The 25,096-nt window shown below is 67.1% G+C and carries 19 protein-coding genes; 15 read left to right on the top strand and 4 right to left on the bottom strand.

What is annotated here, in order from left to right; all coding sequences use genetic code 11:
- The first annotated feature begins 43 nt into the window (after positions 1 to 43).
- From AB4079_RS01270 to AB4079_RS01250, 5 genes are read left to right on the top strand one after another with little or no spacing between them, the layout of a single operon-like run.
- Positions 44 to 1,795: a CocE/NonD family hydrolase gene (locus AB4079_RS01270; protein ID WP_441785463.1), complete on the top strand. Its 1,752-nt coding sequence runs from the start codon at positions 44 to 46 to the stop codon at positions 1,793 to 1,795.
- Between the two features lie 43 nt (positions 1,796 to 1,838).
- Positions 1,839 to 3,092 carry an alpha-hydroxy acid oxidase gene (locus tag AB4079_RS01265; RefSeq protein WP_441785462.1) on the top strand — a complete coding sequence of 418 codons (1,254 nt, stop codon included), beginning with the start codon at positions 1,839 to 1,841 and terminating at the stop codon, positions 3,090 to 3,092.
- 21 nt (positions 3,093 to 3,113) lie between these two features.
- The gene (locus AB4079_RS01260; protein WP_441785461.1) at positions 3,114 to 4,412 is read left to right on the top strand and encodes an ABC transporter substrate-binding protein; all 1,299 of its coding nucleotides are present in this window, start codon (positions 3,114 to 3,116) and stop codon (positions 4,410 to 4,412) included.
- A 40-nt stretch (positions 4,413 to 4,452) separates the two neighbouring features.
- Entirely contained in the window at positions 4,453 to 5,418 is a 966-nt protein-coding gene (locus AB4079_RS01255; protein WP_441785460.1) for a carbohydrate ABC transporter permease, read from the top strand.
- A 1-nt stretch (position 5,419) separates the two neighbouring features.
- On the top strand, positions 5,420 to 6,256 hold the full coding sequence (locus tag AB4079_RS01250; protein WP_441785459.1) for a carbohydrate ABC transporter permease: 837 nt from the start codon (positions 5,420 to 5,422) through the stop codon (positions 6,254 to 6,256).
- On the opposite strand, the gene AB4079_RS01245 is transcribed toward AB4079_RS01250, so the two are convergent.
- Positions 6,246 to 7,547 (bottom strand): isochorismatase family protein, encoded by a 1,302-nt coding sequence (locus tag AB4079_RS01245; RefSeq protein ID WP_441785458.1) that lies wholly within the window; start codon positions 7,545 to 7,547, stop codon positions 6,246 to 6,248. The genes AB4079_RS01250 and AB4079_RS01245 overlap by 11 nt on opposite strands.
- Between AB4079_RS01245 and AB4079_RS01240 the strand changes: the two genes are divergently transcribed.
- On the top strand, positions 7,537 to 8,304 hold the full coding sequence (locus AB4079_RS01240) for an LLM class flavin-dependent oxidoreductase (protein ID WP_441785457.1): 768 nt from the start codon (positions 7,537 to 7,539) through the stop codon (positions 8,302 to 8,304). The two genes, AB4079_RS01245 and AB4079_RS01240, sit on opposite strands and share 11 nt — an antisense overlap.
- A gap of 575 nt (positions 8,305 to 8,879) precedes the next feature.
- Here AB4079_RS01240 and AB4079_RS01235 read toward each other — a convergent pair.
- The gene (locus AB4079_RS01235) at positions 8,880 to 9,905 is read right to left on the bottom strand and encodes a LacI family DNA-binding transcriptional regulator (protein ID WP_441785456.1); all 1,026 of its coding nucleotides are present in this window, start codon (positions 9,903 to 9,905) and stop codon (positions 8,880 to 8,882) included.
- A 179-nt stretch (positions 9,906 to 10,084) separates the two neighbouring features.
- On the opposite strand from AB4079_RS01235, the gene uxaC reads away from it, so the two are divergent.
- Genes uxaC through AB4079_RS01220 form a run of 3 tightly spaced genes read left to right on the top strand, consistent with a single transcriptional unit; the run spans position 10,085 to position 14,069 of the window.
- Positions 10,085 to 11,473 carry a glucuronate isomerase gene (uxaC, locus tag AB4079_RS01230; RefSeq protein WP_441785455.1) on the top strand — a complete coding sequence of 463 codons (1,389 nt, stop codon included), beginning with the start codon at positions 10,085 to 10,087 and terminating at the stop codon, positions 11,471 to 11,473.
- Complete coding sequence (locus AB4079_RS01225) at positions 11,470 to 12,855, top strand: mannitol dehydrogenase family protein (RefSeq protein ID WP_441785454.1); 1,386 nt, start codon at positions 11,470 to 11,472, stop codon at positions 12,853 to 12,855. The genes uxaC and AB4079_RS01225 overlap by 4 nt, the downstream gene beginning before the upstream one ends.
- Positions 12,852 to 14,069 (top strand): glycoside hydrolase family 1 protein, encoded by a 1,218-nt coding sequence (locus AB4079_RS01220; protein WP_441785453.1) that lies wholly within the window; start codon positions 12,852 to 12,854, stop codon positions 14,067 to 14,069. The genes AB4079_RS01225 and AB4079_RS01220 overlap by 4 nt, the downstream gene beginning before the upstream one ends.
- A 71-nt stretch (positions 14,070 to 14,140) precedes the next feature.
- Here AB4079_RS01220 and AB4079_RS01215 read toward each other — a convergent pair whose 3' ends face one another.
- Complete coding sequence (locus tag AB4079_RS01215; RefSeq protein WP_441785452.1) at positions 14,141 to 16,804, bottom strand: family 78 glycoside hydrolase catalytic domain; 2,664 nt, start codon at positions 16,802 to 16,804, stop codon at positions 14,141 to 14,143.
- A 127-nt stretch (positions 16,805 to 16,931) separates the two neighbouring features.
- Here AB4079_RS01215 and uidA point away from each other — a divergent pair, with 127 nt between their 5' ends.
- The 5 genes from uidA to AB4079_RS01190 are packed head-to-tail and all read left to right on the top strand — an operon-like array spanning position 16,932 to position 23,548.
- On the top strand, positions 16,932 to 18,731 hold the full coding sequence (gene uidA / locus AB4079_RS01210; protein WP_441785451.1) for a beta-glucuronidase: 1,800 nt from the start codon (positions 16,932 to 16,934) through the stop codon (positions 18,729 to 18,731).
- 32 nt (positions 18,732 to 18,763) lie between these two features.
- A complete protein-coding gene (gene manD / locus AB4079_RS01205; protein ID WP_441785450.1) occupies positions 18,764 to 20,002 on the top strand; it encodes a D-mannonate dehydratase ManD in 1,239 nt (412 codons plus the stop codon).
- A 45-nt stretch (positions 20,003 to 20,047) separates the two neighbouring features.
- Positions 20,048 to 21,421: an MFS transporter gene (locus tag AB4079_RS01200; RefSeq protein WP_441785449.1), complete on the top strand. Its 1,374-nt coding sequence runs from the start codon at positions 20,048 to 20,050 to the stop codon at positions 21,419 to 21,421.
- 1 nt (position 21,422) lies between these two features.
- Complete coding sequence (locus tag AB4079_RS01195; RefSeq protein WP_441785448.1) at positions 21,423 to 21,971, top strand: gluconokinase; 549 nt, start codon at positions 21,423 to 21,425, stop codon at positions 21,969 to 21,971.
- Positions 21,968 to 23,548, top strand: coding sequence for a hypothetical protein (locus AB4079_RS01190; protein WP_441785447.1), 1,581 nt, complete (start codon positions 21,968 to 21,970; stop codon positions 23,546 to 23,548). The genes AB4079_RS01195 and AB4079_RS01190 overlap by 4 nt, the downstream gene beginning before the upstream one ends.
- A gap of 11 nt (positions 23,549 to 23,559) precedes the next feature.
- Here AB4079_RS01190 and AB4079_RS01185 read toward each other — a convergent pair whose 3' ends face one another.
- Positions 23,560 to 24,177, bottom strand: a complete 618-nt coding sequence (locus AB4079_RS01185) for an acyl-CoA-like ligand-binding transcription factor (RefSeq protein ID WP_441785446.1) — start codon at positions 24,175 to 24,177, stop codon at positions 23,560 to 23,562.
- An 83-nt stretch (positions 24,178 to 24,260) separates the two neighbouring features.
- On the opposite strand from AB4079_RS01185, the gene AB4079_RS01180 reads away from it, so the two are divergent.
- Entirely contained in the window at positions 24,261 to 25,094 is an 834-nt protein-coding gene (locus AB4079_RS01180) for an SDR family NAD(P)-dependent oxidoreductase (RefSeq protein ID WP_441785445.1), read from the top strand.
- The last annotated feature ends 2 nt before the right edge of the window (positions 25,095 to 25,096 follow it).

Here is a 25,096-nt window from a genome sequence, read left to right as displayed (position 1 = left end):
CCCCGACCTCCCCTGTCATCCACACCCGAAAGCGAACCAGCTGATGAACATCCTGTACCGGCCGGGCAACCCGCTCTCGCTGTCCACGCCGCCCATCCCCGAGTTCTCTCCCGGAATACGTCTGCTCCCCGCCGGCTCGGTGCACGCGGAGGGAGGGCGACCGCTCCCGGTGGACATCGAGGTCATGGATGACGTCGCCATCACGCTTCGCGACGGGACGACGCTCTCTGCCGACGTATACAGACGACACGGCTCCGGCCCCGTCCCCGCGATCCTCGCGTACACCGTCTACAGCAAGCGCGGCGGCTATTGGAACGCGAACGTCAACGCCACGCGCTTCGGCGTGCCCCCGGGGGACCTTTCCGGACTTCAGCCCTTCGAGGCCCTCGACCCGGCGGAATGGTGTCCGCACGACTATGCCGTCGTCGTCGTGGACGCTCGCGGAACCGGGCACTCCGGCGGAGATTTCCGGTTCCTCGGCTCCACCACGGCGCACGATGTCGCGGACACGGTCGAGTGGATCGCCGCCCAATCCTGGTGCGCAGGTCGGGTCGCCATGGCAGGCAACTCCTACCTCGCGATGGTCCAGTGGGCCGGCGCTGCGGAACGCCCGCCTCACCTCGCGGCGATCGCGCCGTGGGAAGGCACCACCGATGTCTTCCGCGACATCCTGATGCGCGGCGGCATCCCCGATCTGGCATTCCACGACGAGGACATCGTCGGCCACCTGTACGGCAACGGCCGCTTCGAAGACGTCACCCGCTCCCTGCTGAACGATCCACACGAGGGCGAGTACTGGGCCGACAAGCGCGCCGATCTGCGATCGATCGATGTGCCGGCGTACGTGGTTGCGAGTTGGACCAATTCCCTCCACACCCGCGCGACACTCGATGCATACGAGCGGCTGGGCTCCGAACACAAATGGCTGCGCATCCACAACACTCACGAATGGGTGGACATCGCCGACCGTGAGCACCTGGCCGATCTCCGGCGGTTCTTCGACCACTACCTCAAAGACGAGCCGAACGGCTGGGAGACCACACCACCGGTGAGATATTCGATCCTGGAGCTCGAAGCGACCGATCGGGTCGACATTCCGGCGGAGAAGTACCCGCCGGCCGATCTATCCGTGACCGCTCTCCACCTGGATGCGAACACCGGCTCCCTGCTCGACAGCCCGCCCCTTCAGGCTGGCGCCTCGGGCTATGACACTGCCGGTCCGAACGCCGTCGCCCGGTTCGAGTTCCCCGTGGAGGACGAGAGCCTGCTTCTCGGACCGCTCAATGCGCGCCTCCGGGTGGAGACCAGCCGTGGCGACGACCTGGACCTGTTCGCCACCGTCTACGTGGTAGACCCGGATGGAACGCTGCGCTACCACGTCCCCTATCCGGCGCGGCAGGAGGCGATCGACACGCTCGGGCGTGACGGCCGGCTCACCGCCTCCGACGTGTATGTCGGGCCGAACGGCCGGATCCGGGCATCACGTCGCTCCCTCGACGCTCAGCGGTCCACACTCCTGGCCCCGTACCTTGCACACGACCGGGACGAGCCGGTCACGCCGGGCGAACCGGTCACCGTCGACATCGGCCTCTGGCCGACCGCGCTCCACCTGCGGCCCGGACAACGGCTGGTGCTTGAGATCGCGAGCCGCCCCGGAGGTCCGCTGCTCCCGTCTTCCACTGTCACGGGGCTTCCCCCCGCCGAATTGCCCACCCGCAATGAGGGACGGCACACCATCCACACGGGGGCCGATCACGGCTCCACCCTCTTCCTCTCCCTTATCGCCGCGCGATGACCGAGACGGCCGGAGCGATCGCAGCGAACGGAGGCGACGACACATGAAGCGACAGCTGCCGACAGCATCGCAACTCAGTCAGGTGCTCAGTGTCCGCCGGCCCGTGCTCGACGGCACCACCCGGCGCCTCCGGTCGGCTTTGACCATCGCAGATCTGCGCGCCGTCGCCCAGCGGAGGACCCCTCGGGCGGCATTCGACTACACGGACGGCGCTGCCGAGCGCGAGATCTCGATCGCGCGAGCCCGTCGCGCCTTCGACGACATCGTGTTCTCGCCCGACATCCTCCGCGGACTGCCGAACCAGGTCACGACCTCCTCCCGGATCCTCGGCGCGCGATCCGAACTGCCGTTCGCCATCGCACCCACCGGATTCACCCGGCTGATGCACACCGAGGGCGAACTCGCCGGGGCCGGCGCTGCCGGAGCGGCGGGCATCCCGTTCACGCTGTCCACTCTCGGCACCGCATCCATCGAAGAGGTCAGAGCGGCCAACCCCGGCGGCCGCAACTGGTTCCAGCTCTATGTGATGAAAGACCGCGAGGTCACATACGAACTGGTCCGCCGCGCAGCCGCGGCCGGGTACGACACCCTGCACTTCACGGTCGACACGCCGATCTCCGGATCGCGCCTGAGGGACCGGCGCAACGGATTCTCCATCCCTCCCCAATTGACGATGCGCACCATCGCCAACACCATCACCCGACCCTGGTGGTGGTTCGACCTCCTGACCACGGCACCCCTCGAGTTCTCCTCCCTCACCGGTCTCGGCGCAGGCATCGGCGAACTCGTCGACGCCGCCATGGACCCCTCGATCTCGTACACCGACCTCGATGCCGTCCGGAGGCTCTGGCCCGGCAAGCTGGTCGTCAAAGGCGTGCAGAGCCTCTCCGATGCGCGGAAGCTGGCCGACCACGGGGTCGACGGAATAGTCCTTTCGAACCATGGCGGGCGCCAACTGGACCGGGCGCCCGTCCCGCTGCACCTCCTCCCGGCCGCGGTGCGCGAAGTCGGTCAGGACGTCGAGATCGGGATCGACACCGGAATCATGTCCGGCGGCGACATCGTCGCAGCGGTCGCACTCGGTGCCCGCTTCACGCTGATCGGCCGTGCGTACCTGTACGGGCTCATGGCCGGCGGGCGTCGGGGGGTCGACCGCGCGATCGAGATACTGCGCGATGAGATCGTCCGCACCATGAAACTGCTCGGTGTCCAAGATCTCGCCGAACTGGGCCCACGGCACGTCGCCCAGCTCCAGCGGCTCCCGCCGACCGGCACCACTCCACCGATAAGACGATGACGTCAGAAGGGAACCAACATCATGAAAACGAGGACACCCATCCGCCGACGGCTGCTCCCATTCGCCGTCCCACTCGTTGCCGCCCTGGCTCTTGCAGGGTGCAGCCCATCCGGAACCGGAAACGGAAGCTCCAGCGGCCCCGTCACCCTCACTCTCGCGACCGAGACGCGATTCGGGAAGACCAGCGCCTACGAGGAGATCATCAAGAAGTTCAACGAGAGCAACCATCAAGGGATCACGGTCCGCCTCCAGGAGATCCCGACCGACAGCTACTTCCAGACCATCCGCACGCAGTTTCAGGCCGGAAGCGCGCCCGACGTCGTATGGGGTTCGCCGGGCACGGGGTCGGGAAACTCGCTCGGCGTCTTCGCCAAGGCGGGACAACTGGTCGACCTCTCCAAGGACGACTGGGCCACCAAGACCGTCCCGAAGAGCGCACACGACCTCTATTACACGGGCAATGCGCTCAGCTCTGTCCCGGTTGACATCGCGCCGATCTCCGAGGTAGTCAACTCAACAGCGTTCACCTCCACCGGCATCGCACCCGCGTCGACCTTCGCCGAACTGTTGAAGCAGTGCAGCGCTGTCACCGCCGCCGGAGGAACATCGCTGTTCGGACTCGCCGGCTCACAGTCCAGCAACACAGGCCTGGCAGCCCTCGAACTCGCCGCATCCCGCGTCTATGCAAAGCAGCCGGACTGGAATGCACAACGAGCCGCCGGCAAGGTAACCTTCGCGGACTCGGCGGGCTGGAAGGCGACACTGGAGTCCTTCCTGAAAATGAAGGACTCAGGATGCTTCCAGCCGGGATCGGAGGGCGGTGCACCGGAGACGGTCACCCCGGTCTTCGCCTCCGGCAAGATCCTCTCGATCTTCGCCCCTGCAGGAATCGCCGCCCAGCTAGCCCAACTCGCACCGAAGGCCACGATCTCCGTCGCCGCACTTCCCGGTGCGAAAGCCACTGACACCTTCCTGTTCGCATCGCCGACCAACGCGCTGGCCATCAATGCGGGCAGCAAGCACATCGACGCGGCGAAGACGCTGCTGAAATTCTGGACCCGGCCGGAGAACCTGGACGCCTTCGCGAAGGCGAACGGGAACCTCTCCCTCACCACAGTGCTGAACGGGTCGCACGTGCCCGACCAGTACGCGAGTCTGGAACCGTATCTGACCGATCCCAAGCGCAACGCCCCACTGCCCAACCTGGTGTGGCCCGACGCCTCCGTTTACGATGCGCTCGGCACCGGTGTTCAGGGCCTCCTGACCGGCCAGACGACCGTCGATCAGGTCCTCGCGTCCATGGACTCGGCCTGGGGATGATTCTGGACATGTTCAGCCCCTGCAACCTCCAGCCGTCATCATGACGACCTCGACGAAACGTGTCGAACGTCACGCGGTGCGCCCGGCCGGGTCTCGCGAACTCGGCCGGGCGGTGAGTGACAGTCGACGGGCTCCCCGATCAGGCGCCGCCCGCCGCCCGGCCACCTGGTGGTGGGCCGTGCCCGCCGTCATCCTCACGATCGGGATCCAGTATCTCGGCGTCGGTGCCGGATCCGTTTTCGCCTTCACCGACTGGAGCGGCCTCGGCACCTTCAACTTCGTCGGCTTCGACAACTTCGCGACAGCCTTCCGTTCGCCGGAGATTATCCAAGCCCTCTGGAACACTCTTCTGCTGGCCGTCTGCTTCGTCGTCTTCACGAACGTGTTCGGCCTCGGACTGGCGGTGGTACTCAACCGGACGCTGAAGAGCCGCTATTTCCTTCGGGTGCTGATCTTCTTGCCCGTCGTGCTCAGCCCCCTAGGCGTCGCATACGTATGGAAGTTCATCTTTCAGCCGAACGGACCCCTGAACGAGGTGCTCCGCGCGATGGGCCGTGACTCGTGGGCTGTGGCCTGGCTCGGGGACCCTCATACCGCTCTCTGGACCATCGCCGTCGTCGTGGTGTGGCAGAACATCGGTCTGACGATGGTGATCTACCTCGCCGGGCTGGCGACCGTCCCCCCCGAGCTCGAAGAAGCCGCAGCCGTCGACGGCGCGTCCGCCTGGTCACGATTCCGTCGGATCGTGTTGCCGCTCCTCCGCCCGACGATCGTCATCGCTTCTGCGCTCACTCTGATCCAGGGGCTTCGGATCTTCGACCAGGTGCTGGCGCTGACCGGTGGCGGACCATTCAACTCCACCCAGACATTGGCGACCCTGGTCTACAAGGAGACCTTCGTCAACGGCCGGTTCGGTTACGGCTCGGCCCTCTCTCTGATCCTGACCCTCCTGATCATCGTCGCAGCGATCCTGCAAGTCACCCTGCTGCGCCAGCGAGAGGACTGACATGCACCGCTACGGACGCCGCGGCTTCGCGGTCGAGATCGTCACCATCCTGATCGCGATGGTGCTGATGATCCCGTTCTACTTCCTCGTCAATGTCGCCTTCAAAGGCAACTCAGACGCGTTCCTCTCATCAGCGATCGCGCTGCCTCAGCCTCCGACCGTCTCCGCGTTCGCCGACGCGTGGATGGGCTCGGCCACCGGCAGCATCCCTCAGGGTCTGCTCAGCAGCGCCATTGTGACGGCGGGAAGCCTGATCGTGCTCATCGGGCTCGGATCGATCGCCGCCTACACCATGGCCAGACTGCCGGGACGGCTCAGCAATGCCCTCTACGTGCTCTTTCTCATCGGCATCATCCTTCCCTTCCAGCTGGGGATGGTGCCGGTCTACGTTGTCCTACGTTCGGTGGGCCTCGTCGGAAGCCAGCTCGGGCTCATCGTCCTGTACAGCGGGCTCCTCATGCCGCTGGTCGTCTTCCTCTATACCGGCTTCGCGCGGTCCCTGCCGAGGGAATACGAGGAGGCCGCGCAAATGGATGGTTCCTCGCGATTTCAGACATTCCGACGGATCATCTTCCCCCTGCTTGCACCCGCGACCGGAACCGTCGCCATCCTTGCCGGCCTGATCATCTGGAACGACTTCTTCACGCAGCTGATCTTCCTGTCGGGGTCGGCGAATGCCACGCTTCCCGTCGTCATCTACGGATTCGTGGGCGCGAACGTCTCAGCCTGGAACATCGTCTTCGCCGGCATCATCGTTTCGATGATCCCCGTTCTCCTCTTCTACATCTTCGCCCAACGGAAGTTCATCCAGGGGTTCGCCGGAGGCATCAAGAGCTAGCTGTAGTCCTCTGCATGCTCTGAGTAATCATTTCGTCTGTCGTTGCGAGGGTGACCATCGGAGACAAGAGGTCAAGCAGGCTGATTGCTTGTTGATGAGCCTCATCGGTCACCCCGGCGCACGCGTCGGTGACGACGGTGACCGACTTGCCGGCGTCAATCGCACCGAACACTGTCGAAAGCACACAACAGTCGGTGGCGACCCCACATACGATGATGTGGTCTTCGCCGGCGGTGATGGCAGCCAGCTCTGCGCCCCACTTCGAGAAGGTCGGGAGTGAAAGCAAGTGATCTTCCGCACGAATGGGGAGGGTGAGGTCCCAGTCGGTCGATTCAGGCGCCGATCGGCATTTGTTCCAGCGGTCGTAGTATTCGCGCCAGCCGCCCAGTTCTTGCGGGTCGCGCACGAAGCGGGTCCACACGACGGTACTTGGCTCACCGCCGTCGTGGAAGCGGCCGGCCTTGTAGACCATTGGGTCCACGTCGGAGACCTCCGCGTGGGTAACCCGGGCGACGAAGACGGTGTGCGTCCGTGCCTGGAACCGTTCTTTGATTTCCGCTTCGATGGACGCTGCAGATCCGTCGATGAGGGGGCTGCCGTCAGGGCCGACGTGCCACTTGACGTGTGCGAATTTGTCCGGGATCTTCGCTGCGAACGCGCTGACAACGTCACGTTGCGCGTTGCTCACGATGTTGATTCCGAGGTGCGTGGAACTGAACAACGCCCCGTACGTACCGGCGGTCTTTTGAACGCAAACCAGCACAAGCGGCGGTTCCAACGAGACGGAAGCGTAGGAGTTCGCCGCCAATCCACGCGGATTGCCTCGGCTGTCAATCGTCGTGACGACAGTCACCCCGGTCACGAACTGCCGGTTGAATCCCTTGATCGAGTCCGGGTGGAGGGTCGCTCCAGGCACGTCGACAACGACCTTCTCAGAGTCTGGTTCGAACGCGGATTTCAGCGACGGAATGCCGAGGTCGGCCAAGAGTTCAGCGTGATCCCAGGTGACGCTCTCGTGGGTGATCAGGCCGTCTTTCAGTGTCAGAAGATTGGACCCTCGTGTCTCGACCCGGCGACCCGTGGCCGGAACGTTCTGCAGTTCGCCCAAGAAGCTGCCGCTCGAATGCCAGAAGACGGCCGCGCTTGCCCCGTCGGCACTGACGATGAGCTTGTCGACGATGGTGAGAAGGTCCGGGAACGCCGCACGTACTTCCAGAATCTCCTGCTTGTACTGCTCGAGGCCGGAGGTTCTTTGAGACCGTGCGCTTTGGCGGACGTACGTGGGATGCACGATCGGCCGCGCGGAGATCGGCGTCGCGCGAGGGGCATACCAGTTCGAATTCGATCGCCTTGCGGGCGGGATGCCGGCGGCCGACGGGGGCGAGCACCTGCGCGAAATCGTCCCCGCGATCCGCAAGCTATGGGAGGGCGATTATGCGCACGAGGGCGAAGTCTGGCAGTTCCCCACGTCCACGAGCGTCCCCAAGCCCGTCCAGAAACCACACCCCCCGATCTGGGTCGCCGCTCGGAGTCCAGAGTCCCACGACTTTGCTGTGGCGAATGGATGCAACGTCATGGTCACGCCCTTGATGAAAGGAGACGAGGAGGTCGAGGACCTCATCCAGAAATTCGAGACAGCAATCGCCGCTCACCCAGAGGTTGCCCGGCGGCCCGACATCATGGTGCTGCGTCACACCTACGTGCATGACGAAGCAGATCCCGACGGGTGGAAAGTGGGCGCGGCGGGCATTCAGAAGTACTACCGCACATTCGACGCCTGGTTCGGCAACAAGACAACGCCGGTCGATGGGTTCCTCGATCCAAGCCCCCTCGAGAAATTCGCGGGGCGACCGGAGTTCGAGCTCGAGTCGCTCCATCGCACCGCGATGGTCGGAACGCCGGCCGAAGTCATCGAACGGCTACGCCACTATGAAGCGCTCGGCGTAACCGAATTCAGCTTCTGGAGCGACAACAGTCTGACCCACGCGCAGAAAAAGCGCTCGCTCGAGCTCTTCATCGAGCATGTTGTTCCGACTTTCCTGGATTAGACCGCATGCACTTGTTCTCTCGAAACGATCCGTCAGCTGTTTGGAACGGCGACTAGGCGTAATGCCCAGGGAGTTCGTTTGATCTGGTTCTCGCGTCTCACGATCATGCCCCTCTGACGCTGCACCAACCCTGCGCGTTGCGCGACTTGCCGTTGATGACGGGTGGACAGCCGCTGCGGCGGACCACTACTCCCGGGTCTGGTGGCAGACTTCGGCGGAGTGGGCGTGCTGTTATGTCGATCTCGGTTCCGAGGGGACGGCGGATCGGGACGTTGGACGAAACGCGACCTGGGGTTCGAGCAGGTCTGATAGATCAGAGCCGACGGAAGGGGGGTGCCTCCTCGGCACTCGGGTGACGTTCAGCGGATGGTGACGTTAAGGTTGGCCGTTGCTAGGCGAGTGCATGAGGCGCCCGCTGAGTGGCCATCCGGCTGCGAAGACCGCTGCGCAAAGCTAGAGGGAGGCGACGCCACGGCGTGTGGAGCCGTCTCTGGTGTGGCTGTCAACGGCGCTGCACCTCCTAGTTTCCAACGACGAACGATTCACGAAGCGCTCTTGTCCGCATCGCGCAGTAGTCATCTGAGGTCGGCGACCGACTCTCGGCTGACGAACTTCGTCGGCAGCGACGGGGCGTACTCCTCGTCCCGCTCATCGATCTCGACGAGGAGCCGGTGCGCTGCCGCCTCGCCCAGCTCCCGCAGCGGGCTCTTGATGGTGCTGAGGGCTGGGGTGGGCAGATCCGCACCGAAGATGTCGTCGAAGCCCACGATGCTGAGCCGGCTCGGCACCTCGATGCCCTGGTGCTGCGCCTCGCGCAGGAGGCCGAGCGCGAGAAGGTCGTTGTAGGCGAAAACGGCACTCACGTCCGCCGCGAGCACGCGCGGCAGCGCCTCCGCGCCGCCCTCGCGGGTCGGCGTCACCGAGGCGATCTCGACGATCGACATGCCGCGCTCGACGGCATACGCGAAGAGGGTGCGCCAACGGACGCCGTTCATCCAGGAGGCCTCCGGTCCCGAAAGGTAGGCGATGCGGTGGTGGCCGAATTCGTGGAGTTGGTCCAGGGCGGCGCCGATCCCGGGACGCGGATCCGGGACCACCGCCGTCACGCCCGGCACCAGCCGGTTGGCGACGATGAGGGGCTTGACGGACGCGAGCTCGGCGATCTGGTCGTCCGTGAGTCGGGAGGCGACGAGGAACAGCCCGTCGACGGAGGTCTGCAGACGCTGCGCCGTCGCGAGCTCGAGTTCGGGGGACTCCTGGGACTCGGCGAAAACCAGGGTCTGGTCGTTCGCGGTAGCGACGCGTTCCGCGCCACGGACCACGTCGAAGTAGACGGGGTTGGTGATGTCCGAGACGAGGAGCGCCAAGGTGCCGGTCTTACCGGTCGGCAGCGCCCGCGCCATCGGGTTGATGCGATACCCGAGCTGGTCTGCGGCGTCGCGGATGCGGCGCTCGGTGGCTTCCTTGAGGCGCCCCGGCTTGTTCAATGCTCGCGAAACGGTCGACGGGCTCACACCGGTCGCCTTGGCGACATCGTAGATCGTCGCGGGCGGCTTTCGCGCGCCCGTGCGGACCGGCGCCAATGCCTCTGATTCGCTCACGGGGCTCCCTCTACGATGCGTCGTCGCTATTCGGCAAGCGGTTGGCACAGTCTATCGGAACTGAGCTGCGTGAGGGTGAAGCTTGCTCCGCAAAATACCCTGCAAACTGCGCGATCGGCGAGCTACGACCGATTCGGCAACCGGTTGACAAAATCCGCTGAACGCGGTGGAATGGGCCAATGCACCAGCCGCGACGTCGCGACCCCGACCGACTCCTCCCCGCGGATCCGCGCACCCGGAACATCGCGCGTGACCTGTATCTGCGCGTGGCGGACGCTCCGATCGTCTCGCCGCACGGTCACGTCCCGGTGGAATGGCTGGCCGATGATCAGCGATTCCGGGACCCGGCCGACCTTCTGATCACGCACGACCATTACGTGACCCGATTGCTGCACGCACACGGCGTCGGCCTCGAGCAACTCGGTGTCGGCGGTACAGCCGATCCACGCGCGGTGTGGCGAATCCTTGCCCAGAAGTGGCATCTCTTCGCGGGCACTGCCTCCGGCTACTGGCTGAACGAGGCGCTGACGTCGGTGCTGGGAGTCGGTGAGGAACTCGGCCCCGAGACCGCAGAGCGGATCTACGACCAGGTCGCTATCCGGCTGGCCGAGCCGGAGTTCAGGCCGCGCGTCCTGTTCGAGCGCTTCGGCATCGAGGTGCTCGCCACGACGGACGACCCGCTCGCCGATCTCACCCACCACGACGCCCTCCGGGATTCCGGGCTGAGGGTCGTCCCGACGTTCCGCCCGGACGGGTACCTGGATCCCGATGCGCGCGGGTTCCAGGAGAACGTCGACCGCCTGCTGGCGGCCACGGGACAGCCGGCGACCTTCGCCGGTTACCTGACGGCCCTCGAGGAACGTCGCCGCCACTTCATCGACCACGGAGCCGTGTCCGCGGACCACGGAGTCGAAGAGCCGCTCGCGCTCGATCTCCCGCCCGAGGAAGCCCAGCGGCTCTTCGGGGAGGTCACGTCGGGGACGGCGGACGAGCACAGCAGGAGGGCTTTCCGGGCTCACATGCTGTTCCAGATGGCCCGGATGAGCGTGGAGGACGGCCTCGTGATGACCATCCACGCCGGCGTGCTCCGCAACCACCACACCGAGACGTTCGAACGCTTCGGTCCGGACACCGGCCACGACATCCCGGTGCGCACCGATTTCGTCCGGGGACTCCGTCCGGTTCTGGAGCGGTTCGGAAACGCGGACGGCTTCCACCTGGTGCTGTTCGCCGTCGACGAGACGGTGTACTCCCGGGAGCTGGCGCCTCTGGCCGGCTTCTATCGCAGCGTGTACATCGGGGCGCCGTGGTGGTTCCTCGACGCGCCGGATGCGATGGGCCGGTTCCGCTCGGCCGTGACCGAGACGGCGGGGTTCTTCCGCGGGTCCGGCTTCGTCGACGATACCCGCGCATTCCTCTCCATCCCCGCACGCCACGACACGGCCAGACGGGCGGATGCCGCCTTCCTCGCCCGCTACGTCGCCGAGGGCAGAATCGCCCTCAGCGCGGCCGAGCAGATCGCCGACGAGCTGGTCGGCCCGTTGCCCAAGAGGGTCTTCAAACTGTGACCACCGCATCCACCGCCCCGCTGCTGTCCCACCACGCGCTCTCAGACCAGGAGAGCGTCCCGCCGGTGCGGATCGTGCACCTCGGACTCGGGGCATTCCACCGCTCCCACCAGGCCTGGTACACCGCGCACGCCGCGGACGCCGACCAGTGGGGGATCGCCGCCTTCACCGGGCGGCGGCCGGACGCAGCCGAAGTCCTCGCCGCGCAGGGGTGCGTCTACACACTGATCGAGCGCGGCCCCGCGGAGGACCGTTTCGAGCTGATCGGGAGCATCGTCCGAGCGTCGGCAGGCGACGACATCGCGGGGTTCGTCGCGACGTTCGCGTCGCCGGAGGTCGCGGTCGTCACGCTGACCGTCACCGAAGCGGGATACAGGGTGGATGCGGGCGGCGAACTCGACCTCGACGACCCGGACATCCAGTCGGACATCCGGCTCCTCCGCGGCGTGATCGAGCAGGGAAAGTCCGCAACGCCATCCGCAGTCGACGGACCGCGCACCGTCGGCGGCCGCCTGCTGCTCGGCCTGCACGCCCGAAGGCTGGCCGGCGCGCCGCCGATCGCGATCGTCCCGTGCGACAACCTCCCGGAGAACGGGCCGCTGGTCCGCCGCGCCCTCGACCGCCTGGCCAGGGAGGTCGACGCGGACCTGGCGGAGTGGCTGCCGCGCGGCGCGTCCTTCGTCTCGACCTCGGTCGATCGCATCACGCCGCGCCTCGACCCGGAGGACCGCGCGCTCGTGGCCGCCGCCACCGGGTGGTTCGACGAGACGCCGGTCGTCACCGAGCCGTTCGCCGACTGGGTCCTTGCGGGCGACTTCCCGTCCGGCCGGCCGCAGTGGGAGACCGCCGGCGCCCGCTTCGTCGACGACATCACCCCGTGGGAAGCGCGGAAGCTGTGGATGCTGAACGGCGCCCACACGCTGCTCGCGTCCTCCGGGCGGTTGCGCGGCCACGCGACCGTCGCCGAGGCGTTCGCCGATCCGGTGTGCCGCGATCAGGTCGACGAGCTGTGGGAGGAAGCGGCGAGGAACCTCCCGACCGTGGAGACCGTCACGTACTGCCACGCTCTGGCGGAGCGGTTCGCGAACCCGCGGATCGTCCACCGGCTCGCTCAGATCGGCGAGGGGTCCCGCACCAAGCTGCGGCTTCGAATCGTCCCGATCGCGCTGGCGGAGCGGGCCGCAGGGCGCAGTGCTGTCGGCTGCGCCACCGCCGTCGCCGTGTGGATCCGTCAGGAGGCACCGGGCGTGGACCCGCGCGCCGTGCTTCGCGAGCTCGCTCCCGAACTGGCGGATGACGACGAATTCGCGACGACCGTTCACACCATCCTGTCGGCCATGGAGGCCGACCGCACACCCGAGAGAGTAGGAACCAACCGATGACCACCTTCCCCGACGGCTTCCTCTGGGGCGCCTCGACCGCGCCGCACCAGATCGAGGGCAACAACCTCAACAGCGACTTCTGGGCCAACGAGGGCCGCGTCCCCGGCATGGAGCGCAGCGGCGACGCCTGCGACAGCTACCACCGCTACCGGGAGGACATGCGACTGCTCGCAGACGCGGGATTGAACGCGTACCGGTTCGGGATCGAGTGGGCGCGCATAGAGCCGGAGCCCGGCCTGATCTCGCGCGCCGAGCTTGCGCACTACCGGCGGATGATCGACACGGCGAACGAGCTCGGGCTGACCCCGTTCGTGACCCTGCACCACTTCACCAACCCGCGGTGGTTCGCGGAGCAGGGCGGCTGGATGGCGCCGAGCGCCATCGACCGGTTCCGCTCGTACGTCGAGACAGCGACGACCATCCTCGACGGCGTGGAGTGGATCGCCACGATGAATGAGCCGAACATGCTCGCCATGATGACCGGCATGGCGGCGCTCATGCAGCAGACGCAGGAGAAGGGCGAGGGCTGGCAGAGCCCGACCGTCGACACGGACGGTCCGCGCCCGGCGCTGCCGGCACCGAGCCCCGAGATCGGCCGGATCTTCGTCGAGGCGCATCACGCGGTCCGCGACATCGTGCGCGAGCGCACCGGAGCCAAGGTCGGCTGGACGGTGGCCAACCGCGCCTTCGAGACCCGCCCGGGCGGCGAGGAGAAGCGCCGCGAACTCGAGTACATCTGGGAGGACCTCTACCTCGAGGGTTCGCGCGGCGACGACTTCGTCGGCGTGCAGTCGTACTCCGCTCAGTGGGTGAATGCGGACGGCATCGAGCCCCACGTGCAGCACCCCGACAACACCCTCGTTGGCACCGCCTACCGACCGGATGCCCTCGGAATCGCGGTCCGGCACACCGCAGAGGTCACCGGCGGCGTGCCGATCGTCGTCACAGAGAACGGCATCGCCACCCACGACGACTCCCGCCGCATCGCCTACACGGACGAAGCGCTGCACCACCTCGGCCTGGCCATCGCCGACGGCGTGGACGTGCGCGGCTACCTCCACTGGACCCTCCTCGACAACTACGAGTGGGGGCACTGGGAGCCCACGTTCGGGCTGATCGAGGTCGACCGCGAGACCTTCGTCCGCACGCCGAAGCCGAGCCTGGGCTGGCTGGGCGACGTCGCCATCCGCAATGGGCGAGCGGCCGCGGCCTGACGCGAGATCTGTCAGCACGACGAGGGCCCGGCAGCATCGCTGCCGGGCCCTTTCGGTCGTCGGTGTGAGGATCAGGCGGCGCTGACCACGGAGAACCCGCCTGTTCGCACGGTCATGGTGGTGCCGTTCGGGAGGACGACCTTCCCGGTCGTCGCCGGCGGCACCGTCCCGGACACCGTGATCTGCCCATCCTGAACGCGCCAGGACGCCTTGAGCGTTCCCTGCGGTGTGGTGTACGACCCCTCGGCCCAGGTCACGCCGCCGCCCAGGACAGGTCGCAGGACGAACGACTCCCACGCGACGGAGCCGGGGGCCTGGTCGAGACCGAGCAGGTGCGTGTGAAGGAAGCGGATCACCGCGCCCTTGGAGTAGTGGTTGAGCGAATCGTGGGCGACGCCGTTCTCATCGACACCGTCCCAGTCCTCCCAGATGGTCGTCGCGCCGCGGTCGAGCATGCCCAGCCAGGACGGCGTGGTCCGCTGGAACAGCAGCTCGTAGGCGAGGTCGGCGTGACCGGTCTCGACCAGGACGGGCAGCAGGTCGGCAGTCGAGAGGAATCCGGTGCCGAGATGCGTGCCAGCCGAGCGGATCAGCTCCACCAGCCGGTTTGCCGATGATGCACGGAGGTCGCCGGGGATGAGCCCGAAGTCGAGCGCACGCACGTAGGCGGCCTGGGTGTCTTTGGTCGTCCGGCCGTCCGGCCGGAGGAACTCCGTCCGCCATGCGGCCAGGATGTCAGCGGCGAGTGCCTCGTAGCGCTCAGCCGCGTCGTCGTGACCGATGACCCGGGCGATCCGCGCCAGCTCCGACGAGGAGCGGTAGAAGAAGGCTGTGCCGATCTCGCCCTTGTCCTCCGTGAACCAGGCCATCGGGTCCGCCTTGAGCGGGTCGATGAGCTCGCCCTCCGGTGTGCGAAGTTTCGGCTCGCACCACTCGCCCCAGTGGAAGGAGCCGTCCCAGAGGAACTGCTCGTGGGGGAGGGGCTCGGCCGAGCGTTGCACGCGGCTCGGATGCCGACGGGTGCGAGCGGTCTCGGCGACCCACTCCACCCAACGGGTCATGGCGTCCCAGTTCGCGGCGAGCTCCTCCCGGTCGCCGTAGGTCTCGTAGAGCACCCACGGGACGTGGACGATGGCGTCGCCCCAGCCGGCGGAACCGGTCATCTGTGCGACCTGGAGCTCCGGGTGATGCTTGACCTGACGGCCGTCGGGCGAGAAGTTCGCGATCCGTCCGTCGTCCAACTGGTCGTCGCGCACCGACTGCAGCCACTTCCGGGTGAAGCCGTGAACGTCGAAGAGCCGGACGGCCGTGGACGCGAACACCTGGTAGTCCCCGGTCCACCCGATGCGCTCACGCTGGGGGCAGTCGGTCGGGATGTCGACGGCGTTGCCGAGGAAGCTCCACTCTGCGACGTGGTGGAGCCGGTTGAGGTCCTCGTCGCTGCACCGGAAGGTGCCAGTCGCCGCGAGGTCGGTGTTGACGACTTGCATCCGGATCGAGTCGGAGCTCAGAGGGACGTCGCCGCGGCTGATCCGCGCGTATTGGAAACCGTGGATGGTGTGCCTCGGTTCGAAGGCCGCGCCCTCGATCCCGGCGGAGACGACCTCGTCCCTCTGGTCGAGGACGACGAGGCCGTCGCCTTCGCGCTCCGAGTCGAGGTGCGACATGTCGAGGGTGCCGCCCGGGTCGAGGTGCTCGCCGTGCTCGATCACGGTCCGGCTGCCGCGCGGCCCGAGATCGGTCAGGCGCGTCCAGCCGGAGGCGTTCTGCCCGAAGTCGGCGATCCACTCGCCGGAGGGGAGCTGAGTGAGGGAGACGGGCGCGCGCTCCTCGACCCGGCGCACCGGCGGGGCGGGCGACCACGAAACTGGTGGGGCAGACACCTGTCCGACGCGGGCCGGCCCCACCTCGGTCGGTTCGACGGTCAGGTCGGTGGCGTGGCCGTCCATGAGGCCGGCGCGGACGACGGTGGAGGTCCAGCTGGTCCAGCTGTCGTCGGTGCGCAGGATCTCCCTGGTGCCGTCGTCGAAGCGCAGATGGAGTTCTGCCCGTGCGGCGACCCGCTCGGCGCCCCAGGCCGCCGGGGCATGGAACGCTCCGACCTGGCCCAGCCACCAGCCGTCGGTGACCAGCAGCTCCACCGTGTTGCCGCCCATGCGAAGAAGCGGCATGACGTCTGCCGCTTGCGCGTACACGGTCTTGTCGTACGAGGTGGACCCCGGTGAGAGTTCGGCGGTGCCGACGCGCTCGCCGTTGACGAAGGCCTCGTAGACGCCGAGAGCGGTCGAATACAGGCGCGCGCTTACCAGCGTGCGGTCGAGGCGGATGTCCCGGCGGAACACGTGGCCGGGACGCTTGCCGTACGCGCCTTCGCCGCTCGCCGACGCATCCGCCGGCTCGGCGGGTGAGATCCACTCGGCGGTCCAGTCGTCATTGAGCAGCCCGGCTTCGAAGACGTGCTCGTCACTCCAGGCCGCTCCGGCCGCGCGCACCCGCCAGCGCACGCGCTCGCCGCTGCGCAACGGTCGCCAGGGCCAGACGTTGAGGCGATGGCCGCTGGCCTGGGCGGGTGCTTGCCGCTCATCGTCGATCGTGGCATCGAGCTCATAGCCGCCGGTGGTGCCGACGCTGTCGCTGTCCACCGGCAGCCACGAGAGTCGGGGGCGGGGACCGGAGACCGGGAACTGGTCTCCTCCTGCATCGATCCGGAGTCCTGTCGGGGCCGTCTCGGTCATCGGCGTCATCGCCTCCAATATGCGTGAGTTGCGGGGTTCGCATCCCCATTATGGCAATCGCTTGCCGAATTGCCAAAAACCTGCTGTACTAGGTCCACTGTCCCCCGCAGTGCCGCGTAGGAGAATCATGCTCAGCACCCGAACCACCCCCACCCGCGACGTCGTCGGCCTCGACGGCCTCTGGCGTTTCGCGCTCGACACGACCGCCGGCGCCCAGCCGTGGACCGCTCGCCTCGACACCGACCTGGAGGCACCGGTCCCCGCCAGCTACAACGACCTGTTCGTCGACTCCACCGTCCGCGATCACGTCGGGGTCGTCTGGTACCAGCGCGACGCCCGCGTGCCGCGCGGCTGGGAGGGAGAGCGGATTGTCCTACGGTTCGGCTCGGTGACTCACGCGGCGAAGGTGTACGTCGACGACCGTCTTGTCGCCGAGCACGTCGGCGGCTACACGCCGTTCGACGCGGACCTCACCGATGTTCTGAACGCGGGGCAGGAGTTCCGCCTCACCGTCGCCGTGGACAACCGGCTCACCAACGTCACCATCCCGCCGGGATCCGTGACCGCCGGGCCGGATGGCCGCGAACGCCAGGCCTACTTCCACGACTTCTACAACTACGCGGGCATCGCGCGCTCGGTGAAGCTTTACAGCACGCCGCTCTCGTATGTCGACGACATCACGGTGACCACCGGCATCGACGGCGCCGCGGGCGTTGTGGAGTACACCGTGCGTGCCGGCGGCACGGACGGCTCCGCGATACGCGTCCGGGTGCTCGATGAGACCGGCGCACAGGTGGCGGCGAGCCACGGCGCCGCCGGCACGCTCCGGATCGACGACGTACGGTTGTGGAAGCCGGGCGCTGCCTACCTCTACGACCTCGTGGTCGAGGTGGTCCGCGGCGACGACCTCGTCGACAGCTACACGCTCCCGTTCGGCGTGCGGACGGTCGAGGTGCGCGGCACCGAGTTCCTCATCAACGGCGATCCGTTCTACTTCACCGGCTTCGGCAAGCATGAGGACACGCCCGTCCGCGGCAAGGGACACGACGACGCCTACCTCGTCCACGACTTCCAGTTGCTGGAGTGGACGGGCGCCAACAGCTTCCGCACCAGCCACTACCCGTACGCGGAGGAAGTGCTCGACTTCGCGGACCGGCACGGGATCGTCGTGGTCGACGAGACCGCCGCCGTCGGGCTCAACCTCGGTGTCCAGGGCGGCCTCACGGGCATCCCGCCGACACCCACCTTCGCCGAGGAGAACTTCGGCGGCGAGACGGGCAACGTCCACGCACAGCACCTCCGTGAGCTCATCGAGCGCGACAAGAACCACCCGAGCGTGGTCATGTGGAGCATCGCCAACGAGCCGGCCTCGAACGAGGAGGGCTCGCGGGAGTACTTCGAGCCCCTCGTGAATCTCGCCCGCGAACTCGACCCCACGCGTCCCCTCACCTATGCGGCCGTCATGTTCGCGACACCGGCGAACGACAAGATCGGCGACCTCTTCGACGTACTGTCGATCAACCGCTACTACGGCTGGTATGTGTTCACCGGCGATCTGGCCACCGCCGAGACGGTACTCGAGCAGGAACTTCGCGGCTGGGTGCAGCGCTTCGGCAAGCCGATCATGATGTCGGAGTACGGTGCTGACACCCAGCCCGGACTCCATTCGGTGTGGGACATGCCGTGGACGGAGGAGTACCAGACCGACCTGCTCGCCACCTACCACCGGGTCTTCGACCGCATCCCCGAATTCGTGGGTGAGCACATCTGGAACTTCGCCGACTTCATGACAGGTCCCGGCATCCACCGTGTGGACGGGAACAAGAAGGGCGTCTTCACCCGCGACCGCAAGCCGAAGGGCGCCGCGTTCTCGCTGCAGAGCAGGTGGCGCGGCTTGGACGGCCGCAAGCCCGGCAGCGAATCCTGAACCGCACCCGCCACGATTTCGAGGAACACCCCATGCGCATCGACAAAGCCGAGGTCATCGTCACCAGTCCCGACCGGAACTTCGTGACGCTGAAGCTCACCACGGATGAGGGCCTGACCGGGCTCGGCGACGCGACCCTGAACGGTCGCGAGCAGGCAGTCGTCGCCTACCTCGCCGAGCACGTCGTCCCGTTGCTCATCGGCCGCGACGCCTCCCGGATCGAAGACACCTGGCAATTCCTGTACCGCAGCGCATACTGGCGACGGGGTCCGGTGACGATGGCCTCGATCGCCGCCGTGGACATGGCGTTGTGGGACATCAAGGGCAAGGCGGCCGGGATGCCGGTGTACCAACTGCTCGGCGGCGCATCGCGCACGGGGCTGCTCGCGTACGGCCACGCCTCGGGCCGCGACCTGCCGGAGCTCTTCGACAGTGTGCGCGAGCACCAGGAGAAGGGATACCGGGCGATCCGCATCCAGTCGGCGGTGCCGGGTCTGAAGTCCATCTACGGCATCGCGTCGAACGCGACCTACGAGGCCAACCAGGGTGTGCGCTACGACCACGAGCCCGCCCAGCGCGGCGGCCTGCCGAACGAGGAGGACTGGGACACCCGCTCCTACCTCCGGCACATGCCGACCGTGTTCGAGGCCGTGCGGAACGAGTTCGGGCCCGAATTGCCGCTGCTGCACGACGGGCACCACCGGATGACGCCCATTCAAGCGGCGCAGCTCGGCAAGTCGCTGGAGCCGTACGACCTGTTCTGGCTGGAGGACTGCACTCCGGCCGAGAACCAGGAAGCGCTCCGGCTGGTCCGGCAGCACACCACGACGCCGATCGCGATCGGCGAGATCTTCAACACCGTCTGGGACTACCAGCAGATCATCCGCGAGCAGCTGATCGACTACGTGCGGAGCGCTGTCACGCACACCGGCGGCATCACCCACCTGAAGAAGGTGCTGGACTACGCCTCGCAGTACCAGATCAAGTCCGGCATGCACGGACCGACCGACATCTCGCCGGTCGGGATGGCCGCCGCGATGCACCTCGGTCTCGCCATCCACAACTTCGGCATCCAGGAGTACATGCAGCACGGCGAGAAGACCGACGCGGTGTTCCAGCAGTCGTACACCTGGCACGACGGCTTCCTGCATCCGGGAGAAAAGCCCGGCCTGGGCGTCGAGCTCGACGTGGATGAGGCGGGCAAGTACCCGTACATCCGCGCCTACCTCCCCTACAACCGGCTCGCCGACGGCACCGTCCACGATTGGTAAACGGTCTCCCCGAACACTGTTCACTTGACGAAGGAGTCAAAAGCAATGCGAAAGTACAGCAACCTCGACACCAAATCCTCCCGCGCCGTGCGAGTGGAGGCGACGACGGTGCTACCCACTACGGCAGGTCCCGCCGCAGGACCGCAGAACCAGGAAGTGAACGGGCCGGACCTCGTCGCTCCGCCTCTGAAGCGGGTTAGCGCCAGCTTCCTGTTCTGGATCACGGTGGCGAACTTCGGTGCCAGCCTCGCACTGATGGTGCCGCTGACCTACTCGCTCGCTGTGCGCGTCACCCAACTGGCACCTGGCCACGAGGAAGTGCTCGGCTACGTCACCGGTACCGCCCAACTGATCTATCTCGTCCTCAGCCCCCTGCTGGGCGTGTGGAGTGACCGGCTGCGTTCGCCGTTCGGCCGACGGACCCCCTTCATCGTCGTCGGCTCGCTCGTTGGTCTGGTGGCGGTCGCGTTCATCGCCGTCGCTCCCAATATCTTCCTGGTCGGCGTCGGCTGGGTGGTCGGCCTAATGGGTTGGGCGACGGCCGGTCAGGGCATCCAGACAATACTCGCCGACAAGGTGCCGGAGGAGCAGCGTGGGCGCGCCTCCGCCCTCACCGGGGTCACGACACAGATCGCCCCGGTGTTCGGAATCGGCATCGCCTACGCGGTCGTTTCCTCCACGCTGATGATCTTCGTGCTTCCCGCGATCATCGGACTGGTTCTGATCCTCGCGTTCGTGATCATCAAGCGGGAGGGCAGCTCGCGGGCGATCGTCCGCAACGACACGGTCGGCGTCAAGACGTTGTTCAGCTCGTACGTGTTCAACCCGCGCAAGTACCCGGACTTCGGCTGGAACTGGCTCGGCCGCTTCATCTTCTTCATGGGGCTGTACTTCAACACCACGTTCGGTACCTTCTTCTACGCGCAGCGCCTCCACATCCCCGTGATACAGGTCGCCGGTGTGGTGGCCGCGATCGGCATCATCGGGGTCGTCGCGGCGGCAGGTGGCGCACTCCTGGGCGGCTTCCTCTCCGACAAGCTCGGGCGGCGCAAGCTCTTCACACTGATCGGCTCGCTGCTCTTCGTCGCGGGCGCCTGCGTCGAGGCGTTCGCCCACTCGCTCCTCCCGTTGATCGTCGGCTCGGTGATCATGCAGCTCGCGATCGCGGCCTTCAGTGTCGTCGACCAGGCGATCGTGTTCGCCGTGCTGCCGAGCCGGGCAGAGGCGGGCCGGTACCTCGCCGTCGTGGCGTTCGCCCAGAAGATCCCGAGCGCGATCGCGCCACTCATCGCACCGTTGATCATCACGATCGGGGCGGTCGGCGCCGACAAGAACTACACCGCCCTCTATCTCATCGGAGCCGTCTTCGCCCTGATCGGCGGACTCATCATCTTCACCAAGGTGAAGAGCGTCCGCTGAGATGACTTCGGACCTGAAGGACCTGCCCGCCATCGTCGTGATGGGAGTTTCGGGATCGGGAAAGACCACTATCGGGCGGCAGCTCGCAGAGCGCCTGGGCGTCGTGTTCGTCGACGCCGACGACCTCCACCCGGAGTCCAACCGTCAGAAGATGGCCGGCGGGACGCCGCTCACCGACGACGACCGCTGGCCCTGGCTGGACGCGGTCGCCCGGACGATGACCGCAGAGCTCAGCGCGGGTCGCGGAATCGTCGTGGCCTGCTCCGCACTCCGCCGGCGCTATCGGGACGCGCTGCGCGGCGGAACGGGAGGGGCGGCCGTCTTCGCCCACCTGTCGGGGTCGGCCGACCTCCTGCATGCGCGCATGGCGGCTCGCCCTGGGCACTTCATGCCGCCGGCTCTACTCGCATCGCAATTGGAGACTCTCGAGCGGCTGGAGCCCGACGAAGAGGGGATGGCGTTCCCTGTCGAGGATGATCCGGAGTCGATCGCGGGTGCCATTCAGGAATGGTTCGTGTCGCACGAGAAGCACGAGAAGGTGGTCGTATGACAGGATCGCTGGGTCGCATCCGGATCGCGAACGTCCCTCTGCCCGAGAAGGTGCGTGCGCCCTCGGCCACCTACCTGCCGTCGGGCAAGGTCTTCGTGCTCTATCGCACGGACCAGCACGACCCGGCTGAGGACTGGTATCACGCCGCCGTCGTCGAGGACGACGGTTCCGGATTCACCGAAGTCTTCTCCGGTCGCATCCCGCAGAAGCCGACCGCGAACGGCATCCGGCACATGCCGTTCGCCGACAACCGGCGCGTTCTCCTGGGCGACTACGTGCTCGAGGTGACGCCCGACCTCGACACTCCCGCCTCGGCATCCCTGATCGGCGTCGACTACCCGTGGGATCTCACCTCCGATCCGCTGACCTCCCACCACTGGTCGGAGATCATCGTGTCGCAGGACGACGAGCACATCGCCTGGACGATCCTTCGCACCGACCTGTCGGCCGTCGTCGCGCTCGGGAGGCTGCACCGTGGACCCGACCGGTACACGATCGAGGATCCGGCCATCATCAGCAGCCCGAGCCTGCTGACGCCTGATCCGCGACGCGAGGGCTACTACACGACGCGGCCCCTGCTGGGCGGCGAGGTGAAGCAGTTCGTCCGCGGCGGATCGGCCATCGCCTCCGTCGGCGACGGCGGAGCGGCGCTGACCGACTCCGTCGTGCAGGACCTCCGCACGGAGACCATCGAAGCCGTCACCCGCACACCCGGCTACGACGAGACGACCATCTTGTCTCCGGATGAGCGACTCGGGATCGTAATGTCTGCTCGGGCGTCGCCGGCGACCGACCCGACCTTCCTAGGCCTGCTGCCGCGACCGCACGGGCAGCTGGTGACGATGGAGCTCTCCTGGGTGATCTACCTCTACGTCGTCGAGGGTGTGCGCAGGTTCCGGACGGGCAACATCGGTCCCGTTCTGGTCGACCTCGAACGGTCGAAGGAAGAACGCGACTACGCGGGCGTTCCGTTGAACAGCACAGATCCGGCTTGGGTGTACGTCTCGCCCATGTCGTGGCACCCGGGTGGCCGGAAGGCGATGTGGATGGAGATGCTGCGCGGGACGTTCGGCGAGCGCGGCCCGATGCTGCGCATCCAGACCGCCGAACTCCGCGACTACACGCCCGGAGAGCCGGTCGCGACCGTTCCCACTCCGTCCCCTCCGTACGGTATCCGCGGCGATGCCGCCCGCGAGCTGTTGTCGCGGCCCGCTCCGGTCTTCCCGTCGGGACGGATCGCGGGAGCGTCGTCGGGCTATGTGGAATTCGAACGGACGTCGGACGGGCGCGGGAGCTTCGCGGCATCCGCCCGGTATGTCGACTACAGCGACGACGGGCTCAATGTCTACAACGGATTCGAGAGGTCCAGCGGCTCACTGGCCGGCGGCGCGGTCTACGAGGCGGAGTTGGAGTTGCAGGGAGAGCCCAGCGGAGAGATGCGCCTCCGCGCCACCTGGTCGGGGGCTGAGGATGGAACGCGGCTGCTGTTCGGGGCGGGGGAGGACGGCGCGGCGCTCAGTCACGGATTCGCCCGCTACGGTGGGGCGACGGTACGGGTCGACGATCTGACGGAGTAGGACTCCTGCCGTCAGGTGGGCCGCTCGGGGCTCTCTCCTCGCGCGACGGAGCCCAGGCCCCGGAGCGCTCGCGCCACGGCGTACCCCGGCGCGAGCGAATCGTCGTCCTGCACGGCCCACCAGGCGAGGCCGGCCATGATCGCTGATTGCAGGGCAGCGCCGGCCGCTTGGGGAACGACGTCATCGTTGGGCAGCCCGAGTCGGCGTGCGAAGAACGCGACGGTCTCGTCATGCCATTGCCGGTACGTTTCCGGTCGGGTCGTCTCGAGCTCCGGCTCGGTGGCGATCAGACGCATGCGAGCGCGGCCCACTGCGAACGCGTCGGCGTCCTGCGCGAACACCGAGACGATCGCCGCTGCGATCGCCTCCAAGGGCGGGAGGTCGTCGTCGGCGTCGGCGAGCATCCGGCGCAGAGCATCGAGCGCTCCCTCGATGCCGCCCCAGACGATGTCGGACTTCGCAGGGAAGTAGCGGTGCAGGGTCCGCACGCTGACGCCCAGTTCGACGGCGATGCGCCCCATCGTCACGTTCCGGTATCCGTGGCGCTGCAGGAGTTCGATCGCGCGCGTGCGCAGGTCGTCCTCGTCGCCGGCGGGAGGGCGTCCACGATTCCGAGCAGTCGCGACCATGATCCGACCGTAGCCGATTGCCGGACGGCTATTTATGACATAGTCTGCCAATAATTGTTTCCGTGCAGCCATGGAGGTCTGACATGCCATTTCCCTTCCCCGACGTCTCCGCCGCTTCGATCGCCCAGCTCGTCTCCCTGGCCGGGCGACGCGCGGTCATCACGGGTGGGGCGCAAGGGCTCGGCAAGGCGATCGCCGCACGTCTGGCCGAGGCAGGCGCCGACCTCCTCATCGTCGACATCAACGAAGCGCCGGCCCGCGAGGCCGCCGCTGAGCTGGCGGCCCGTTACGGTGTGAGCGCGATCGGCACCGGCGCCGATGTGTCGGATACTGCATCGGTGGTCGCTGCCGCCGATCTCGCCGTGTCGGAACTCGGCGGCCTCGACATCTGGGTGAACAACGCCGGTCTCTTCCCCAACGCCCCTGTGCTCGAGATGCCGGACGAGATGTGGGACCGGGTCTTCGCCGTCAACGCTCGCGGTGTCTTCCTCGGGTCCCGCGAAGCGGCCCGTCGGATGGCGGCGGACGGTTCCGGGGGCGTGATCGTCAACATCATTTCGACCGCCGGGTTCCAGGTCGCGTTCCCCGGGATGGCGGCCTACGTCAGTTCCAAGCACGCTGCGCTGGGGCTCACCAAGTCGCTCGCCGTCGATCTGGCGCCGCTCGGCGTGCGCGTGCTGGGCGTCGCGCCCAGCTTCGTCCCCACCGAAGGGAACCTCGCCGCGGCCAAGGCCGGCGCCGAGCAAGCAGCGGCGGCCGGAATCGAGATGCCGCCTCTCGACGTCATGAGTCAGAGCAGGATCGGACGACTGGGTACGCCGGACGACATCGCGCGCGTCGTGCTCTTCGCGGCCAGCGACCTCTCCCTGATCATGACGGGCAGCACCCTGCTGGCCGACGCGGGGGAGACCCTGTAAGC

This window comes from Leifsonia sp. 2MCAF36 (assembly GCF_052115525.1).
Classification (GTDB): domain Bacteria; phylum Actinomycetota; class Actinomycetes; order Actinomycetales; family Microbacteriaceae; genus Leifsonia.
The sequence above is the reverse complement of the archived record's forward strand: the minus strand, read 5'-3'. Positions and strand labels throughout refer to the sequence as shown.

What these genes read in the sequence shown, in the direction of transcription:
- AB4079_RS01260 (WP_441785461.1), top strand. Translation starts at nt 3,114, where the DNA reads ATGAAAACGAGGACACCCATCCGCCGACGGCTGCTCCCATTCGCCGTC.
- AB4079_RS01200 (WP_441785449.1), top strand. Translation starts at nt 20,048, where the DNA reads ATGCGAAAGTACAGCAACCTCGACACCAAATCCTCCCGCGCCGTGCGA.
- manD (WP_441785450.1), top strand. Translation starts at nt 18,764, where the DNA reads ATGCGCATCGACAAAGCCGAGGTCATCGTCACCAGTCCCGACCGGAAC.
- AB4079_RS01270 (WP_441785463.1), top strand. Translation starts at nt 44, where the DNA reads ATGAACATCCTGTACCGGCCGGGCAACCCGCTCTCGCTGTCCACGCCG.
- uidA (WP_441785451.1), top strand. Translation starts at nt 16,932, where the DNA reads ATGCTCAGCACCCGAACCACCCCCACCCGCGACGTCGTCGGCCTCGAC.
- AB4079_RS01180 (WP_441785445.1), top strand. Translation starts at nt 24,261, where the DNA reads ATGCCATTTCCCTTCCCCGACGTCTCCGCCGCTTCGATCGCCCAGCTC.
- AB4079_RS01250 (WP_441785459.1), top strand. Translation starts at nt 5,420, where the DNA reads ATGCACCGCTACGGACGCCGCGGCTTCGCGGTCGAGATCGTCACCATC.
- AB4079_RS01265 (WP_441785462.1), top strand. Translation starts at nt 1,839, where the DNA reads ATGAAGCGACAGCTGCCGACAGCATCGCAACTCAGTCAGGTGCTCAGT.
- AB4079_RS01190 (WP_441785447.1), top strand. Translation starts at nt 21,968, where the DNA reads ATGACAGGATCGCTGGGTCGCATCCGGATCGCGAACGTCCCTCTGCCC.
- AB4079_RS01195 (WP_441785448.1), top strand. Translation starts at nt 21,423, where the DNA reads ATGACTTCGGACCTGAAGGACCTGCCCGCCATCGTCGTGATGGGAGTT.
- AB4079_RS01185 (WP_441785446.1), bottom strand. Translation starts at nt 24,177, where the DNA reads ATGGTCGCGACTGCTCGGAATCGTGGACGCCCTCCCGCCGGCGACGAG.
- AB4079_RS01220 (WP_441785453.1), top strand. Translation starts at nt 12,852, where the DNA reads ATGACCACCTTCCCCGACGGCTTCCTCTGGGGCGCCTCGACCGCGCCG.
- uxaC (WP_441785455.1), top strand. Translation starts at nt 10,085, where the DNA reads ATGCACCAGCCGCGACGTCGCGACCCCGACCGACTCCTCCCCGCGGAT.
- AB4079_RS01215 (WP_441785452.1), bottom strand. Translation starts at nt 16,804, where the DNA reads ATGACCGAGACGGCCCCGACAGGACTCCGGATCGATGCAGGAGGAGAC.
- AB4079_RS01255 (WP_441785460.1), top strand. Translation starts at nt 4,453, where the DNA reads ATGACGACCTCGACGAAACGTGTCGAACGTCACGCGGTGCGCCCGGCC.